Source organism: Vibrio sp. Hep-1b-8 (assembly GCF_006124995.1).
Classification (GTDB): Bacteria; Pseudomonadota; Gammaproteobacteria; order Enterobacterales; family Vibrionaceae; genus Vibrio.
On sequence record NZ_QEWN01000007.1, the window covers coordinates 1 to 15,561 of the forward strand.

The 15,561-nt window shown below is 45.5% G+C and carries 14 protein-coding genes and 1 pseudogene; 3 read left to right on the plus strand and 12 right to left on the minus strand.

Annotation, left to right across the window (positions count from 1 at the left end):
* Nucleotides 1-518: GyrI-like domain-containing protein (locus DA100_RS02570; protein WP_171052119.1), on the plus strand; the 518-nt coding region annotated here is incomplete at its 5' end.
* Between the two features lie 330 nt (nucleotides 519-848).
* Here DA100_RS02570 and DA100_RS02575 read toward each other — a convergent pair.
* From DA100_RS02575 to DA100_RS02620, 11 genes and pseudogenes are all read right to left on the minus strand, one after another.
* The gene (locus DA100_RS02575; RefSeq protein WP_240800868.1) at nucleotides 849-1,154 is read right to left on the minus strand and encodes a hypothetical protein; all 306 of its coding nucleotides are present in this window, start codon (nucleotides 1,152-1,154) and stop codon (nucleotides 849-851) included.
* Nucleotides 1,155-1,263: 109 nt separating this feature from the next.
* Nucleotides 1,264-2,055, minus strand: coding sequence for a hypothetical protein (locus tag DA100_RS21555; RefSeq protein WP_346763715.1), 792 nt, complete (start codon nucleotides 2,053-2,055; stop codon nucleotides 1,264-1,266).
* Nucleotides 2,056-2,277: 222 nt separating this feature from the next.
* Nucleotides 2,278-2,505: pseudogene (locus DA100_RS21560) on the minus strand (PAAR domain-containing protein); the annotation flags it as partial.
* A gap of 152 nt (nucleotides 2,506-2,657) precedes the next feature.
* A complete protein-coding gene (gene rnd / locus DA100_RS02585; RefSeq protein ID WP_138970780.1) occupies nucleotides 2,658-3,773 on the minus strand; it encodes a ribonuclease D in 1,116 nt (371 codons plus the stop codon).
* Between the two features lie 100 nt (nucleotides 3,774-3,873).
* Nucleotides 3,874-5,568, minus strand: coding sequence for a long-chain-fatty-acid--CoA ligase FadD (gene fadD / locus DA100_RS02590; protein WP_138970736.1), 1,695 nt, complete (start codon nucleotides 5,566-5,568; stop codon nucleotides 3,874-3,876).
* A gap of 112 nt (nucleotides 5,569-5,680) precedes the next feature.
* Complete coding sequence (locus DA100_RS02595; RefSeq protein WP_138970737.1) at nucleotides 5,681-6,535, minus strand: alpha/beta hydrolase; 855 nt, start codon at nucleotides 6,533-6,535, stop codon at nucleotides 5,681-5,683.
* On the minus strand, nucleotides 6,535-7,089 hold the full coding sequence (locus tag DA100_RS02600; protein ID WP_138970781.1) for a Slp family lipoprotein: 555 nt from the start codon (nucleotides 7,087-7,089) through the stop codon (nucleotides 6,535-6,537). Before DA100_RS02600 ends, DA100_RS02595 begins: the two co-directional genes overlap by 1 nt.
* A 22-nt stretch (nucleotides 7,090-7,111) precedes the next feature.
* A complete protein-coding gene (locus DA100_RS02605) occupies nucleotides 7,112-7,414 on the minus strand; it encodes a chromosome partitioning protein ParA (RefSeq protein ID WP_138970738.1) in 303 nt (100 codons plus the stop codon).
* Between the two features lie 35 nt (nucleotides 7,415-7,449).
* On the minus strand, nucleotides 7,450-8,151 hold the full coding sequence (tsaB, locus tag DA100_RS02610) for a tRNA (adenosine(37)-N6)-threonylcarbamoyltransferase complex dimerization subunit type 1 TsaB (protein WP_138970739.1): 702 nt from the start codon (nucleotides 8,149-8,151) through the stop codon (nucleotides 7,450-7,452).
* Nucleotides 8,152-8,171: 20 nt separating this feature from the next.
* Entirely contained in the window at nucleotides 8,172-10,094 is a 1,923-nt protein-coding gene (locus tag DA100_RS02615) for an ATP-dependent DNA helicase (protein ID WP_138970740.1), read from the minus strand.
* A gap of 92 nt (nucleotides 10,095-10,186) precedes the next feature.
* Nucleotides 10,187-10,390: a hypothetical protein gene (locus tag DA100_RS02620; protein WP_138970741.1), complete on the minus strand. Its 204-nt coding sequence runs from the start codon at nucleotides 10,388-10,390 to the stop codon at nucleotides 10,187-10,189.
* A 194-nt stretch (nucleotides 10,391-10,584) separates the two neighbouring features.
* On the opposite strand from DA100_RS02620, the gene purU reads away from it, so the two are divergent.
* Nucleotides 10,585-11,418, plus strand: a complete 834-nt coding sequence (purU, locus tag DA100_RS02625; protein ID WP_138970742.1) for a formyltetrahydrofolate deformylase — start codon at nucleotides 10,585-10,587, stop codon at nucleotides 11,416-11,418.
* A gap of 57 nt (nucleotides 11,419-11,475) precedes the next feature.
* On the opposite strand, the gene DA100_RS02630 is transcribed toward purU, so the two are convergent.
* Nucleotides 11,476-13,488: an NADPH-dependent 2,4-dienoyl-CoA reductase gene (locus DA100_RS02630; RefSeq protein WP_171052120.1), complete on the minus strand. Its 2,013-nt coding sequence runs from the start codon at nucleotides 13,486-13,488 to the stop codon at nucleotides 11,476-11,478.
* Nucleotides 13,489-13,689: 201 nt separating this feature from the next.
* Here DA100_RS02630 and sppA point away from each other — a divergent pair, with 201 nt between their 5' ends.
* Nucleotides 13,690-15,540, plus strand: a complete 1,851-nt coding sequence (gene sppA / locus DA100_RS02635; RefSeq protein ID WP_138970743.1) for a signal peptide peptidase SppA — start codon at nucleotides 13,690-13,692, stop codon at nucleotides 15,538-15,540.
* Nucleotides 15,541-15,561 lie beyond the last annotated feature (21 nt).

Consider the following 15,561-nt stretch of genomic DNA (forward strand, 5'->3'; position numbering starts at 1 on the left):
CTTGGCACTCAAAGTATGAATATCATCCACCAATAACAGGAGAAAGGGTAATGGATGTTCAAATCGTAGATTTCGAAAAAAGAGAAGTTGCATTAATTGAACATAAAGGTAGCCCACGACTAGTATACGAGACAGCAGCTAAGTTTATAAATTGGCGAAAATTAACAGGTTTATCTCCAATAAAAACCAGCGAAACATTTGGTATTCCTCATTCAGACCCAAGCGATACGCCAGATGATCAGTTTCAGTTTGATATCTGTGGCTCGCACGAAGGAGAGGTTCCAAGTAATGCCTATGGAATTAAATCTGGAACAATACCAAGTGGGAGGTGCGCCATGGCAGTCCATAAAGGAAGCCATGACAGCATTGGCGATACCGTTTATCACTTATATCAAAAATGGCTGCCAAATAGTGAAGAAGAATTAAGAGACTACCCTTGTTACTTCCGTTACTTAAATTTTGTTCATGAAGTAAATGAATGTGAGTTGTTAACGGAGATCTACCTACCAATTAAATAGTATGTGGCTATTAGCGGTGGTCAGCGTATCAAACCACCGCCGATTTGTTACATGTTGCTTGGTATAGGTGCTTTTTATTGCGGTTTCTCTGTTGCTAACCATGAGGAAAAATAAGGCGACTTCAGTGACATGGTTCTCTTCTGAGTAATTACGTTAACGCGTTTCGGGGCAATTTCGTGTTACATGCCCCGTCAGCACACATGTTATCACCAAGCGATTCTGTCGTTCGCTTAATTACCGAGGGAATTTGACGATCTCTATTTTTGCGTAATCCTCTAAAGGATGTCCAAAGACTCGACGCCTTTAAAGCTAATTGACGATTAAACCAACTCAATGCGTTGCTTTAATGTACATTAAATGTATTCCCGTTGGAGTTATTCTTGTCAAATCTCGGCTGTACACATAGCCATATTTTTCTAACAAGTCGATAGAGTGATATGTCCATCCCGCAGCAAAAGCCACGCCAGCTAATGCAAAATAAAGACTAATTTTGTTGGCTAACTGCATAGCTCTCTGAGAAAAAAGTTCATTAACCTTCTTCCCATATAGCATAGCTTTTGGCGTCATGAATAAGACACATGCTAAAGCCCCAAAAACACCAACAGGAACCCACAAAGTAATGATGGAAACTTGCACAGTATCAGCTCGATTTAATAGATCAAGGTAATCCAGATATACCCCATAAGAAGGATAAAACCAACATAACAACATTAGCGAAATAAAAAACAAGCTAGCCAAACGGATTTTAGTTTGATATCGCACTCTCTAACCTCTCAACTATCGTTTGAGATATTTTGTATTCGCCCCAAGCCCATTCAATTAGAACATATGTTGCTGTTATAGCAATTGCACCAATAATTATAGGCTGACCTAAGAAAGCAGCAGCAAACAATGCGGCCTCACCGACAGCTGTCTGAAGCATAAACTTAAACATATCAGCTCCAACATTCCCAAACCAGTTCACAAGGTGATAATCATCCTTGAACACTAAATCACTAGTTGCAATAGTGGCCGACACGACAAACGTTAATACTCCTGCCCCTTTAAAATTCGCGGCTCTTGATTTTGGGCTAAAGCCAGCTTGCATTGCTTTAAATGAGTTGAGCGGGTATTTTTTTCCGTTCATCTTGATACGAGTACCATTCACAAACGCATATTTGAGCACTCTTCCATTCTGATCTGTGCCGTTAAACGCCACAAAGGTTTTGCCTTTGCTCTCAACCAAATCCGCTTTAACGCCCATATCACCAAACTGCTTGGCAATTGAAGCAGCATCAAACAGCGGCCCTGTGTGGCTAAACCATGATTTCGCAGTATTAATACTCGCAGCAAGGGCAGCAACATCTTTCCCTGCTTCCAGCCAAAGGTTATGCAGGATCTTGTGTGCATCCTCCAAATCGGTGATAAGAACATGTTGCATGTTCTTCGCCATTTCTTCTTCAAGAGAACACTCTAAAGCGAGAGAATCACTCAATATTTTGTCGATGGTTTGAGTTTGGCTATAAAGCAATAGATCAGAGCGATAAAGGTCGTTCATTGGTGATAAATGACTGGTCGAGTTGGACGTTGTAGATAGTGAAGCAGCAGAGCGACCGCCAAAAGAGACACCTTGCCCCAAGCTCACGCCCGACCCCATATTGATATTGACACCCTGCCCGATATTAACGCCTGCACCCATATCAATTGAGCCAGACATTTGAGCACCAAGACTCACGGCGTCGCCACTCGAAAGCACAAAACAATTGCCACATCCGGTATCAACCGGATCGTCTTTCATCGCTATCAGCTTGCCACCAATCTTAATATTTCGTGGGCAGCCCTGCATGATTGGACCTACTCCACGACAGTTTTCATCCCCACAAGTACAGGTAGCTTGGTCTCCCAAGAGACTCACATCCAAGTTGTTAATTTTTACGCCAGCACTGCCTGTTAAGACTTTTCCGCCTGTACTGGTTGGCGTTCCAACGGTGACGGCATTGTTAAACATGGTGCTTACCAACTTGAAGAAACGTTCGACATGCTCGCAAGCATAAGCAACTGATCTGTTATCAACAAACTCAACGGACAAACCCTAGGCAAAAGGAACAGTTAACCCTATTAATGTTGTTTTCTGTTCCATCGAGCCCCATTAAAGCGTGTTTAAAGAAGCTTATTCAGTTTTTCGCCAAACAGTTCCAAACGCCAACCTTGCATCACATCAGGAAGCGAAGCAGGGTCACGGTCTTTTTTCCACACCCAACTAATAAGCTGATTTAATTGCTTTTTCGATGCTAAGAATTCCGTGGCTAATCCACTCGCCAGAGAGGCGCGTTTAACCTCATCTTTAAGCACTTTAAACTTCTGCTTATAGCCAGGCATATCCATTAGACGCTCAATTTTTTGCGGATACTCCTCTTGCGGAGTCATCAGCGCTGATTTGACGATGGAAATGATGCGTGCACTGTGACGCTGAACAGAACGCAAGTCCATCCCCTCCTGCTCCATTCGTTTGCGGCTCTCAATACCCAAACGAGCGACGTTCAGAAGGTCATTTTCTTTGAAGATAAAGTTCAGCGCTAAGTCCCGCTTCAACGCCTCTTTTAGTCGCCATGTTGCTAGAGGTTTCAAAACGGCTAATTCGCTAGGCTTTAATTGCCATGCCCCTTTAACATCAAGGTAGGCGCGCTCGGGTTGAATTGTTTTAATTCGTTTCGAGGCAAGCAAATCACTTTCTTGCTGAGCGGCCTGCCACCAGCCCGCCTGAGTAATTTTCTCAAATAGCTGTTCATAAAGGGGAAGCAAGTAATATACATCGGCCGCGGCATACTCTAGCTGTTTCTCGGTCAATGGTCGCGCCAACCAGTCTGTACGTGACTCACTTTTGTCCAACTCAACGTTTAGGTAATCCGCTACCAGTGCAGCAAAACCTGTCGATAAGCCATGGCCGAGGAAGGCTGCCATTAGCTGCGTATCGACCATAGGGTAAGGTAAACAGCCAAAGCTATTGTGAAATACTTCCAAATCTTCACCACAAGCATGCAGGACTTTCAGCACTGACGTATCTTGCAGTAACTGGACAAAGGCCGTCATGTCATCGATGACCGTGGGGTCAATGAGCGACAGGTTTTCTCCATCAAAAAGTTGAATCAAACCTAGCTGTGGATAATAGGTGCGAGTGCGCACAAATTCGGTATCCAACATCACAACGTCCGCTTCCCTAGCGCTGTTACACACTGTTTCTAGCTGTGATGACTGAGTAATAATCTGATATTTCACTAACTTCTCACTATGAGCGATTTCCATCGACATAAAAAATGCCGACTATGTATAGTCGGCATTCTATCACCAAACATTGCGGCTTGCTGAGTTAACTCACTTAGCCTTGTTGCGATTCTGCTAGCTTGGCATCGTTTTCTTCACGAAGTACACGGCGTAGAATCTTACCTACGTTGGTTTTCGGCAGATCGTCCTTAAACTCAACAAGCTTAGGAATCTTGTAACCCGTTAGGTGCTGACGACAGTGAGCGATGATCTCATCTTTAGTCAAACTAGGATCACGTTTAACAACATAGATTTTAACCAGTTCACCAGACACTTCATGTGGCTGACCAATCGCAGCAACCTCAAGTACCTTACCGTGCAAAGCCACGACATCTTCAATTTCGTTTGGATACACGTTAAAGCCAGATACCAAAATCATATCTTTCTTACGGTCGACAATGTGGATTAGCCCTTCATCATCAAACTTAACGATGTCACCGGTCGATAACCACCCTTCGGCATTGATCACCTCTTTGGTGGCTTCAGGGCGTTGCCAGTAGCCTTGCATGACCTGTGGACCACGAACCTGAAGTTCACCAACTTCAGTATTCGCGAGAGGATTACCTTCATCATCAACGATACGAACTTCAGTTGATGGTACCGGTAAACCAATCGCCCCTGTGTAATCAGTCAGGTCATATGGGTTACCCGTTACTAGTGGTGAACATTCTGTCAGACCATAGCCTTCAAGTAGATGAATACCTGTGGTTTTCTTCCATTGGTCTGCGACTGCGCGTTGAACCGCCATGCCACCACCAACTGCCAACTTAAGATTACTGAAGTTGAGTTCATGGAAGTCTTCGTTGTTAACCAATGCATTGAACAGGGTATTAACACCGGTAATCGCAGTAAATGGATATTTTTGTAGTTCTTTAACGAAACCAGGAATATCGCGTGGGTTGGTAATCAATAGGTTCTGACCACCCATTTCGATAAACAGCAGACAGTTCACCGTCAAGGCAAATACGTGGTAGAGCGGTAATGCGGTTACGACTAACTCACGGCCTTCTGACAAAACCGGACCATACGCACCTTTCGCCTGTAGTACGTTGGCAATCATGTTACGGTGAGTAAGAATCGCTCCTTTAGCGACTCCTGTTGTACCACCGGTGTACTGTAAGAAGGCAATATCGTCACCCGACATAAATGGCTTCACGTATTGAAGGCGACGACCTTTGTGTAACGCCTGGCGCATGGAAATTGCGCCCGGTAGGTCATATTTAGGAACCATGCCTTTGACATACTTAACCACGAAGTCGACCAATGTGCCTTTTGCTCGCGGTAGCATTTGACCGAGACTGGTCAGAACAACGTGCTTCACTGATGTGTTATCAACGATTTGCTCAAGGGTGTTGGCAAAGTTAGAAACAATCACAATCGCTTTCGCACCAGAGTCGTTCAGTTGGTGCTCAAGTTCACGAGGTGTGTAAAGAGGGTTGACATTGACAGCGATCATACCTGCGCGTAAAACGCCAAACAGCGCCACCGGATATTGCAGGAGGTTAGGCATCATCAAAGCGACACGGTCGCCTTTTTTCAACTTCAGCTCATTCTGCAAGTAAGCCGCAAATGCACGGCTACGCTCTTCCAGCTTGCGAAAAGTCATTACCGAGCCCATGTTCATAAATGCAGGCTGGTCAGCGTACTTTTGTACTGACTGTTCAAACATCTCCACCAAGGATGGATATTGATCTGGGTTGATGTGCTCTGGCACATCACTTGGATAACGTGATAACCAAGGTTTATCCACGGTAAAACTCCTCAAAATTAGCTGGCTGTCTACTATGTGAAACGCTCTATTTGCAATGTCGTCTATTACAGCACAGGCGGGCTGCTTGAGCACGAAAGACTCAAACACTTGTTTAAATTTTGTTAACTAAACCAAAAATTAGGCTAGCTACTCTAAAAGGGGATTGCAGATGACAGTGGTGACCACCTTCGATCATCTCTACATGAGTGGAATCGGGAGTATCATTCTGAAAAGACTGCAAATAAGAGAAACCTTGCTCACCAAGAATAACCTGTTGAGGTAGGGTGAGCTGCTGGCGATATACTGCCGCTTGTTCCAGCGACATTCGATACAGTGATTGGCTCTGTAGCTTAACGTCATGTCGCCACTGCCAACCATTTTCTATCTCGATTAGGCCGCGCTTCACGACGGGAGCAATCAACTCTGCGTCAAGTTCGTTCACTTTTGCTCGACGCTCTATCGCTTCTTGGACTGACTGCATGGCACGCATCGGTTTTCTACGGATTCTTTGCCGACTCAATATACCTTCTCGTAGCCGAGAAACGGCATTTTGTGATGATTCAGCCAAAGGTCCGTACCCTTCTATCTGAACTAATCCATCGATTTGCTCAGCAAAGGCGGCACTATAGCAACTTGCAATCAAAGCACCAAGCGAATGACCCACTAGTACCAGTCTGTTTGGCGATAAGTTAGCCAAAAACTGGTAAACGTCCTCTATATAGTCGTGAAATGGGTAGAAATTGCCGCCATTTTTATGGCTAGAAAGGCCATGACCAGGTAAATCGATTGCGCAAAGGTGAAACTGAGGACTGATTGCGTGTAACTCTCTCATCACGCTTTCGAAGCTGGCCGCGTTGTCCAACCAACCATGTAAAAAAACGACGGATAATTCAGCCGTTTCTTTGCAGCCGTATTCGATGGCTGCAATATGGCCATCGGCAATATTCCATCTACGTTCAACGCGCATTATTTGACTTCTTGAATGACTTTGCCTTGCTTAGGCCCATAACGAGATTCGCGACAATACAGCCCATGACATGGAAATAGGTAACTGTCGAAGTCATGAATGATGACACGTTCTTCAATCCTCCATAGGTGATAACCTTTGACCTTCATTACGGGAAAGTCATAGCTATACTCACCTACCTTTGCTTGTTCTCTAGGTTGAGTGTCACCAAGTCGTGAGATCAGTCGCCCTGTTGATAGGGTCACTGGATCAGCAAATCCCTCAATGTAAGCAACAAAACGGCCTTGAGGCTCTTGGGTAATATCCGGTTTGCCCGATGCACTAATTGGCAGGTTGACGACTTCTACACGAGTGGTGTCTTTAAGGTTGGTCACGCTGGCGACCAAACCACCGAGACGCACTTCATCGCCGCTATTGTGCGTAGACTGCCAAACCGTGTAATCGGTGATGAGCTGTGGATTATCGGATTTCAAGGTTTCTGGCAACGCACTACAGGCCGACAGCAATGCTGCTCCGACCAAGATGAACAGTGGTTGTAATAGACGAAGAGACATAGCGTTAGACAAGCCCATAACGTTAGATGTAAATATCGACACCAAGCAATCGCGATAGTTCATCACGCTTTGCTTGCGTCATAACGTTCATATACTCCTCCATTGCCTTACGTCCTCGTCCTTGCGGAAGGTCGTACTGAACTTGTGCTTTATGGAGTTCAGATTCGCTGACATGGCGGATAGAATGTGCCACCGCATTCGCCACCTTACTCGGTTGGCTAACGGGTGTTTTATCACTTGATTTTTTGACCTCATTCTTCTTATTGGCCTTATTTGCCCTATTGGGGCCAGGGACCGAAGGAGGTAAACCGTTAATTGATACCATACTATCCGCTTATGCCGTTTATCTGATGAACGTCGTTATTCTCTGCCCGGTAGTTTCTTCCAAGCAACTGTATCGCGAAGGTAGACTGGGCTCGCCTCTTCGACATCCACTGCGTTACCTTTAGCCAGTTCAAATTTTGCTAGTTGAACAATATCTTCTGCATCAGGGAACAATACATCACTCTTCTGCGTGTTGAACTGTAGACCATTGAGTTGTTCTGGGTAAGCATCCCAACCTGTCCCTGCCGTAAACCATACCTGTTCATCGGCTTGACTATTATCGGCGACCCGCTGAGGTGGCGTCACACATTCACTATCGACCGTTAGCCAAGTGCCATCTTCTTGACGAGTGAAACGTCCCCAATAAACCTCATTCATACGCGCATCAATCGCAGTCGCGACATGGCTTTGAGCGTGTTTACGGTAGACTCCCTGAGCCATAGCTTCTAGTGTCGACACACCGATCATAGGTAAATCCGCGCCGAACGCTAAACCTTGTGCAATACCAATGCCAATTCGCACACCAGTAAAGCTACCCGGGCCACGTCCATAGGCAAGTGCATCCAGTTCCGCTAAGGTTAACCCCGCTTCTTTCAGTACTTCATCTACCATAGGCAGTATTTTCTTGGTGTGATCACGTGGTGCAACTTCACTGCGCACGTACACTTTATCGTCTACTAAAAGAGCAACTGAGCAGTTCTCAGTCGCCGTATCTAGAGCAAGGATCTTTACACTCATTGATATCTCTGATTGTTTGTTTAATTTTGACATGACTTATGTTTAAGAAAGTCCTGTACCACCGCTAGGTCACGTGTGCGGGGTATCGGAGGTAAACTGGCAAGGAAGACCCTACCGTAGTCTCGGGTTACTAAGCGATTATCACAAATAATCAGAGCTCCCCTATCCTTCTTGTCGCGAATTAGGCGCCCAACACCCTGTTTGAGGGTGATTACTGCATCCGGTATTTGAACCTGAGCAAAGGGGTCTCCCCCTTTTAGCTGGCAATCTTCAATGCGAGCCTTCAATAGTGGGTCATCTGGTGCGGTAAAAGGCAATTTGTCGATAATAACACAGCTAAGCGCATCACCTCTAACATCAATCCCCTCCCAAAATGCCCCCGTCGCCACCAGCAGCGCATTCCCCAGCTCCATAAATTCCGCGAGTGTTTTTTGTTTGCTGGTTTCACCTTGCATCAATACAGGTATCGTCAGGTGCTGGCGAAAACGCTCACACAGCTCTTTCATCATGCTATGCGATGTACAGAGAAAGAAACAGCGCCCTTGGTTTTGCTCGATAACAGGGCTTAGCATCGTGACTAACTTGTCGGCCATTCCCGGACTATTCGGTTCTGGCAGATAACGGGGAACACACAACCTCGCCTGACTTTGATAGTCAAACGGACTTGGTAAAGACATTTGAACTTGGGGTTTCAATCCTAGCCGAGCGGTAAAGTGTCCAAAATCGTTGTTCACCGCCAAGGTCGCTGAAGTAAATATCCATGCCCCCTGCTTGAGCTCAATCTGTTCATGGAACTTGTCGGCTACGGTTAATGGGGTGATATGCAGACTGAAATGTCGTGGACTCGTCTCATACCAATAAGAGTAACCCGTAATCGAGACATCACAAACCCTCACCAATCTTGCTTTGATGGTATTGGCGCGTTCAAACGCACTATCCAATAACTGACTGCGCCCCAAAGCAAGCTTGAGTACTTCGATAACAAAATCCAATGTCTCTTCAAGTCGGCGCAACTCTCGGCCAATCGAAGGGGAATTAATGGCTTCGCGCCAATTACCACGAAACCCTGGCTCACCAAGGACTATGCGCAAATCCATCACTGTCTGATAGAGCTTCTCACCCGCTTTCTGTAGCTGGCGCATATCGCGCGCTTCAGTTCGATAGGCGATTTCAATGTCTTTGCATAACTCATGAACTTGTCGGCTGGATAGAGATTGGCCAAAGTATTGGCTGGCAATGTCCGGTAGCTGATGAGCCTCATCGAAAATAAAAACGTCAGCTTCCGGAATCAATTCCCCAAAGCCAGTTTCTTTGATCGCAAGATCAGCTAAAAACAGGTGATGGTTGACGACCACTATGTCTGCATCCATCGCCTTTTTACGTGCTTTAAGCACAAAGCATTCCTGATAGCTCGGGCACTCTTTACCAAGGCAGTTGTCGTTAGTAGAAGTGATGGTCGGTATCACAGGGCTGTCTTCTGCTATAGCATCGCAATCCCCCAAATCTCCGGTTTTCGTTTCGGATGACCAGCTACGCACTTTAACTAACTGACTGAGTAGCGTCGGATCTGCAGTCTGATTGTGGCTTTCCACCATCTGTCGGCTAAGGCGATCTAAACAAAGATAGTTCGCGCGTCCCTTAAGTAAGGCTACTTGACCATAAAATCCGAGCGCATTAGTCATCAAAGGCAGATCACGGTGGAACAACTGCTCTTGGAGGTTTTTAGACCCTGTACTGATGATGGTTTTTTTACCTCTAAGAAGTGCAGGAACCAAGTAAGCAAAAGTTTTACCTGTACCCGTGCCCGCTTCGACCACAACCTGACCTTGCGACTTGATTGCATTGGCAACGACTTCAGCCATGTCGAGTTGTGCTTGGCGCGGTTGAAAACCGGGAATGGCTTTTCCTAATGCGCCTTCAGAAGAGAAGGTTTTTGAAATCATTAAATGCAGAGCGTTAATCTTAAGGGGAGGTAATTATGGCAGTTTTAAGGCCAAGGCGCGAACAGGATTTCGCGCCCTAGGCAATTTATAGATTAACGTTTATTGAGGTAGCGAGTTAACCAAGCAGGGCCAGTGAAACCTTCTTGCTGGCAATCGGACAATGCTTTTGCAGCTTCCGCTGGGGAGGCACGGTTTTCCCACATTTCGTCGAGTAATTCTTCGTCTACTTCCTTTCCACCTGTGAGGGCGCTCACTCTTTCTGAGTACAATTTTCGGGCTAATAACTCTCTATCCATAACTACCACCTAAAAACGCGATAAGAGAAAAAATACCAACATCTAAATTGAGCAAACGGTTAACTCAGATTAATTGTTGAAACCATTTCGATATTAGTTTAATTGTAGCTTCAATAATGCGGGTGAGCTCACCGTTCGCAATACCGTAAAAAATTCATTATTCAAAAAAAATAATTCACGGAAGTTTTAACTAAATGGAAAAGAAAACACTACTGACACATTGTACAGATGCCCCTGGTCTTATTTCGAAGATCACCAATATCTGTTACAAACACCAACTCAATATCATTCACAACAACGAGTTTGTCGACAACACCAGCGGCCACTTTTTTATGCGTACCGAGCTGGAAGGTTACTTCAATGACCAGACATTTCTCGCTGACCTCGACCAAGCGTTGCCGCAAGGCGCTAAGCGCAAGCTCATCGGCTCAAATCGTAAGCGTGTCGTTATCCTTGTCACCAAAGAAGCGCACTGTCTTGGTGATATTCTCATGAAAAACTACGATGGCAGCCTAGATGTTGAGATTGCTGCTGTCGTTGGTAACTATGACACGTTACAAAGTTTAACTGAGAAGTTTGGCATTCCTTACCATCACGTATCGCATGAAGGGCTAAATCGTCAAGAGCACGAGCAAAAGCTACTCACAGTGATCGACCAATACCAAGCAGATTACTTAGTGTTGGCGAAATACATGCGCGTGTTAACGCCATCATTTGTTGAGAAGTACCACCATAAGATCATCAATATCCACCACAGTTTCCTTCCTGCCTTTATCGGTGCGAAGCCATACCAGCAAGCGTATGAACGTGGCGTTAAGATCATTGGTGCTACGGCGCACTTTGTGACGAATGATCTGGATGAAGGCCCTATCATCAAACAAGACGTGATACCTGTAGACCACAATTTCAGTGCTCAAGACATGGCGCAAGCAGGCCGCGATGTAGAGAAAAATGTCCTAAGTAAAGCACTCAATAAAGTGTTAAACGATCACGTATTTGTCTACGGCAACAAAACCGTCATTTTGTAATTCAAGCGATAACAAATAAGGCCTCCAACTGGAGGCCTTATCTATTCATTCTCTGACTTATAATTTAACCGCCAGCTCTACACCCTGCTTAATCGCTCTTACTGCGTCAAGCTCACCCGCATAGTCTGCGCCGCCGATAACATGCAGCTTGTCACCAAACTGTTCCCATTGAGTTTCAAAAGGACGTACCGATTCTTGCCCTGCACAGATGATCACAGTATCTGCATCAAGTAACTGTTTTTTGTCATCAACGCTAATGTGAAGGCCTTGTTCATCGATTTTCTCATAGTTCACTCCACCGAGTAGATTTACACCACGCTTTTCTAAAGTACGCTTGTGAATCCAACCGGTCGTTTTACCCGGACCTTTACCTACACGACCCTTACGACGCTGTAATACCCATACGGTTTTATCACTCAACGATTCAGGATACGGGTAAAGGCCCCCCGGATGAGAAATTTCCTTGTCGATCCCCCATTCATGCAGCCAATCGTCAAGATTGTGCCCATTGGGTTCAGTCAGCATAGTCGCAACATCGACACCAATGCCTCCGGCACCAACAATCGCTACCTTATTGCCAACAAAGCTCTTCTCTTTGATCAATGTCTGATAGTCGATCACTTTTTCTGGCGTATCAATGCCTTCAATATTGACTTTGCGTGGTTCAACACCCGACGCCATCACGACTTCATCATACTCAGCGAGCAGATCATAGTTAGCTTCTGTATCAAGATGAAGCTTTACTCCAGTTTGATCTATCCTGTTAGCGAAATAACGAATCGTTTCTCTAAATTCTTCTTTACCCGGGATCTGCATCGCCAGACGGAACTGTCCACCAATTCGGTCATTACGCTCAAACAGATCAACACTGTGGCCTCTTTCCGCTAGTGTCGTAGCACAGGCTAGACCCGCGGGCCCTGCGCCAACCACGGCGATGTTCTTTTTCACCTCAGCCGGTTTGACCACCAGCTCTGTTTCGCGGCAAGCAAGAGGGTTGACTAAGCACCCTGCGCGTTTACCTTTGAACACGTTGTCGAGACACGCTTGGTTGCAACCAATACAAGTATTAATAAATTGCGACTGATTCTGTTCTGCCTTAATGACAAAATGAGGGTCCGCTAGGAACGGTCTTGCCATCGAGACCATATCGGCATGACCATTGGCGAGAATCGATTCTGCTTCTTCAGGGGTATTAATACGGTTACAGGTAACAATCGGCACATTGACATGTGGACGAACTTTCTCAGTGACCCAAGTAAATGCCCCACGTGGTACCTGAGTCGCGATAGTAGGAATTCTTGCTTCATGCCAACCAATACCAGTATTGATAATGGTCACACCCGCTTTTTCAAGCTCCTGCGCTAACTCAACCACTTCATCAAAGGTACTGCCCTCCTCCACTAAGTCGAGCATAGAAAGACGGAAGATGATAATAAATTCTTGCCCTGCGGCTTGACGAATCGCTTTGACGACTTCCAATGGGAAACGGATACGATTCTGATAGCTACCGCCCCATTCATCGTAGCGAGTGTTGGTTCGTTTACAGATAAACTGGTTTAGGAGATAGCCTTCTGAACCCATCACTTCAACACCATCATAGCCAGCTTCAACCGCTAAAGCAGCACTCTTAGCAAAGGCTTCGATGGTATTGTTGATTTGACGCGTGCTCATTTCACTCGGTGCAAAACGTGCGATTGGCGCTTTAATTGAGGAAGCACTTTGAGCAAAGGGATGCATTGCATAACGACCGGCATGCAAAAGCTGTAATGCGATTTTGCCACCATGCTTATGAACCGCTTCAGTCACGACCTTATGCGCTTTAGCATGTTTGGCTTTACTAAACTCAGCACTAAATGGATGCAGTCGACCACGTAAGTTTGGCGAAAAGCCTCCGGTAACGATTAGGCCTACTCCACCCTTCGCTCTCTCTTCGTAGAACGCAGCAAGCTTGCCGAGACCTTCTTTTTGTTCTTCGAGCCCCGTGTGCATTGAGCCCATCAACACTCGGTTTCTCAATTGGGTAAATCCGAGGTCTAGTGGTTTTAGTAGGTTTGGATACATGGAAGACATCACTTTACTCTATTTTTATTGTGGTCTGACCAGAATACGAAGTCATTAAATAAAAATCAAACACCCGTTTACATTTTTGTAACACCGATCAATCTTACGGTTGTTTGGGTATACTAGTTTAAGTAGGATATAACTATATCTTGAATTCTAAGGTCTTACATTGGATAAGCCCTAACCTGCGAGATTCGCAGCGGAGAAAAAATGAAGAGTATTTTTAAGTTTGTTGGCATGTTTTTCAAAGGGATCTGGAAACTGATCACTTTTATTCGTCTTGCCCTCGTCAACCTGATTTTTCTGGCCAGTATCGGTATTATTTATTTCATCTATACCAATGCCGAATCGCCTGTGCCGACGGTTTCTAAAGAGTCCGCGCTGATCGTCAATATTTCTGGTCCAATTGTTGAACAGGCAACTTATGTCAATCCAATGGATTCGTTGACAGGTTCTTTGTTTGGCCAGAGCTTACCGAAAGAAAACGTCCTATTTGATATTGTTGAAACCATTCGACGTGCAAAAGATGACTCACAAATCAGTGGTATCGTTCTCGCGCTGCGCGATATGCCAGAAACCAATCTGACTAAACTGCGCTACATCGCTAAGGCATTGAATGAGTTTAAGGCCTCTGGAAAGCCAATCTACGCGGTAGGCGACATGTACAATCAGAGTCAATACTATCTCGCTAGCTATGCAGATAAGATCTACCTAGCACCTGATGGTGCCGTGATGTTGAAAGGTTATAGCGCCTATTCACTTTACTACAAATCTCTTTTAGAAAAGCTCGACGTTAATACCCATGTATTCCGTGTTGGCACCTATAAGTCTGCCATAGAACCCTTTGTACGTGACGATATGTCGAAAGAGGCAAAAGAGTCCGCCTCTCGCTGGTTAGGGCAACTTTGGGGGGCATATATTGATGATGTCGCGGCCAATCGTCAGCTTGATGCCAAAACACTCAATCCTGATATGAACGAGTTTCTCGCTCTGCTTAAAGCAAACAATGGTGATCTCGCTTCGTTATCGCTAAATGTCGGCCTAGTCGATCAACTGGCGACACGCCAGCAAGTAAGAAAAGAGCTTGTCGATGTTTTTGGTAGCAACGGAGAAGACAGCTATAACTATGTCGACTTCTATGAGTACCAGTCGACAATAACACCTAAATTCAACCTAGCTTCTAATGATATCGCGATTGTGGTGGCAAGTGGTGCCATTATGGATGGTTCACAACCACGCGGCACTGTTGGGGGCGATACAGTTGCTGCCCTACTGCGCCAAGCACGCAATGATGACAAAGTGAAAGCCGTTGTACTGCGTGTTAACAGCCCTGGAGGCAGCGCATTTGCGTCAGAAGTCATTCGCAACGAAGTCGAAGCTCTAAAAGAAGCAGGCAAACCTGTCGTTGTATCGATGTCGAGCCTTGCCGCTTCAGGGGGTTATTGGATTTCAATGAGTGCAGATCGCATCATTGCACAACCGACAACCTTAACGGGTTCAATAGGCATCTTCAGTGTGCTAACGACGTTTGAAAAAGGTCTTAACAAACTGGGTATCTATACCGATGGTATCGGTACTTCGCCTTTCTCTGATGTCGGTATCACTACCGGTCTTTCAGATGGCGCATCCCAAGCGTTCCAAATGGGGATCGAACATGGCTATAGCCGTTTTATCGGTCTGGTGAGTCAATCACGTAAAATGCCTATAGACAAAGTGGATGAGGTAGCTCAAGGTCGCGTTTGGACAGGTCAAGATGCATTGGAATTCGGTTTGATCGATAAAATTGGTGACTTTGATGACGCAGTCGCATTGGCAGCGGAACTGGCTAAAGTTGAGCAATACAATCTCTATTGGGTTGAAGAGCCACTGTCTCCAGCTCAGCAGTTTATTCAAGATTTCATGAATCAGGTCAGTGTCCACTTAGGGATTGACACGACGACGATGCTGCCGCAAGCACTCCAACCCGTCGCTAAACAAGTGCTGCAAGATACGAATATGCTGCAAAGCTTCAATGATCCAAAAGGGCAATACGCTTTCTGCCTAAACTGTCAGGTTCAATAGCTTCGCTTCACAGCATGGTGA

What these genes read in the sequence shown, in the direction of transcription:
- DA100_RS02600 (WP_138970781.1), bottom strand. Translation starts at nt 7,089, where the DNA reads ATGTCTCTTCGTCTATTACAACCACTGTTCATCTTGGTCGGAGCAGCA.
- DA100_RS02615 (WP_138970740.1), bottom strand. Translation starts at nt 10,094, where the DNA reads ATGATTTCAAAAACCTTCTCTTCTGAAGGCGCATTAGGAAAAGCCATT.
- DA100_RS02620 (WP_138970741.1), bottom strand. Translation starts at nt 10,390, where the DNA reads ATGGATAGAGAGTTATTAGCCCGAAAATTGTACTCAGAAAGAGTGAGC.
- DA100_RS02630 (WP_171052120.1), bottom strand. Translation starts at nt 13,488, where the DNA reads ATGTCTTCCATGTATCCAAACCTACTAAAACCACTAGACCTCGGATTT.
- DA100_RS21555 (WP_346763715.1), bottom strand. Translation starts at nt 2,055, where the DNA reads ATGAACGACCTTTATCGCTCTGATCTATTGCTTTATAGCCAAACTCAA.
- purU (WP_138970742.1), top strand. Translation starts at nt 10,585, where the DNA reads ATGGAAAAGAAAACACTACTGACACATTGTACAGATGCCCCTGGTCTT.
- DA100_RS02595 (WP_138970737.1), bottom strand. Translation starts at nt 6,535, where the DNA reads ATGCGCGTTGAACGTAGATGGAATATTGCCGATGGCCATATTGCAGCC.
- tsaB (WP_138970739.1), bottom strand. Translation starts at nt 8,151, where the DNA reads ATGAGTGTAAAGATCCTTGCTCTAGATACGGCGACTGAGAACTGCTCA.
- DA100_RS02605 (WP_138970738.1), bottom strand. Translation starts at nt 7,414, where the DNA reads ATGGTATCAATTAACGGTTTACCTCCTTCGGTCCCTGGCCCCAATAGG.
- sppA (WP_138970743.1), top strand. Translation starts at nt 13,690, where the DNA reads ATGAAGAGTATTTTTAAGTTTGTTGGCATGTTTTTCAAAGGGATCTGG.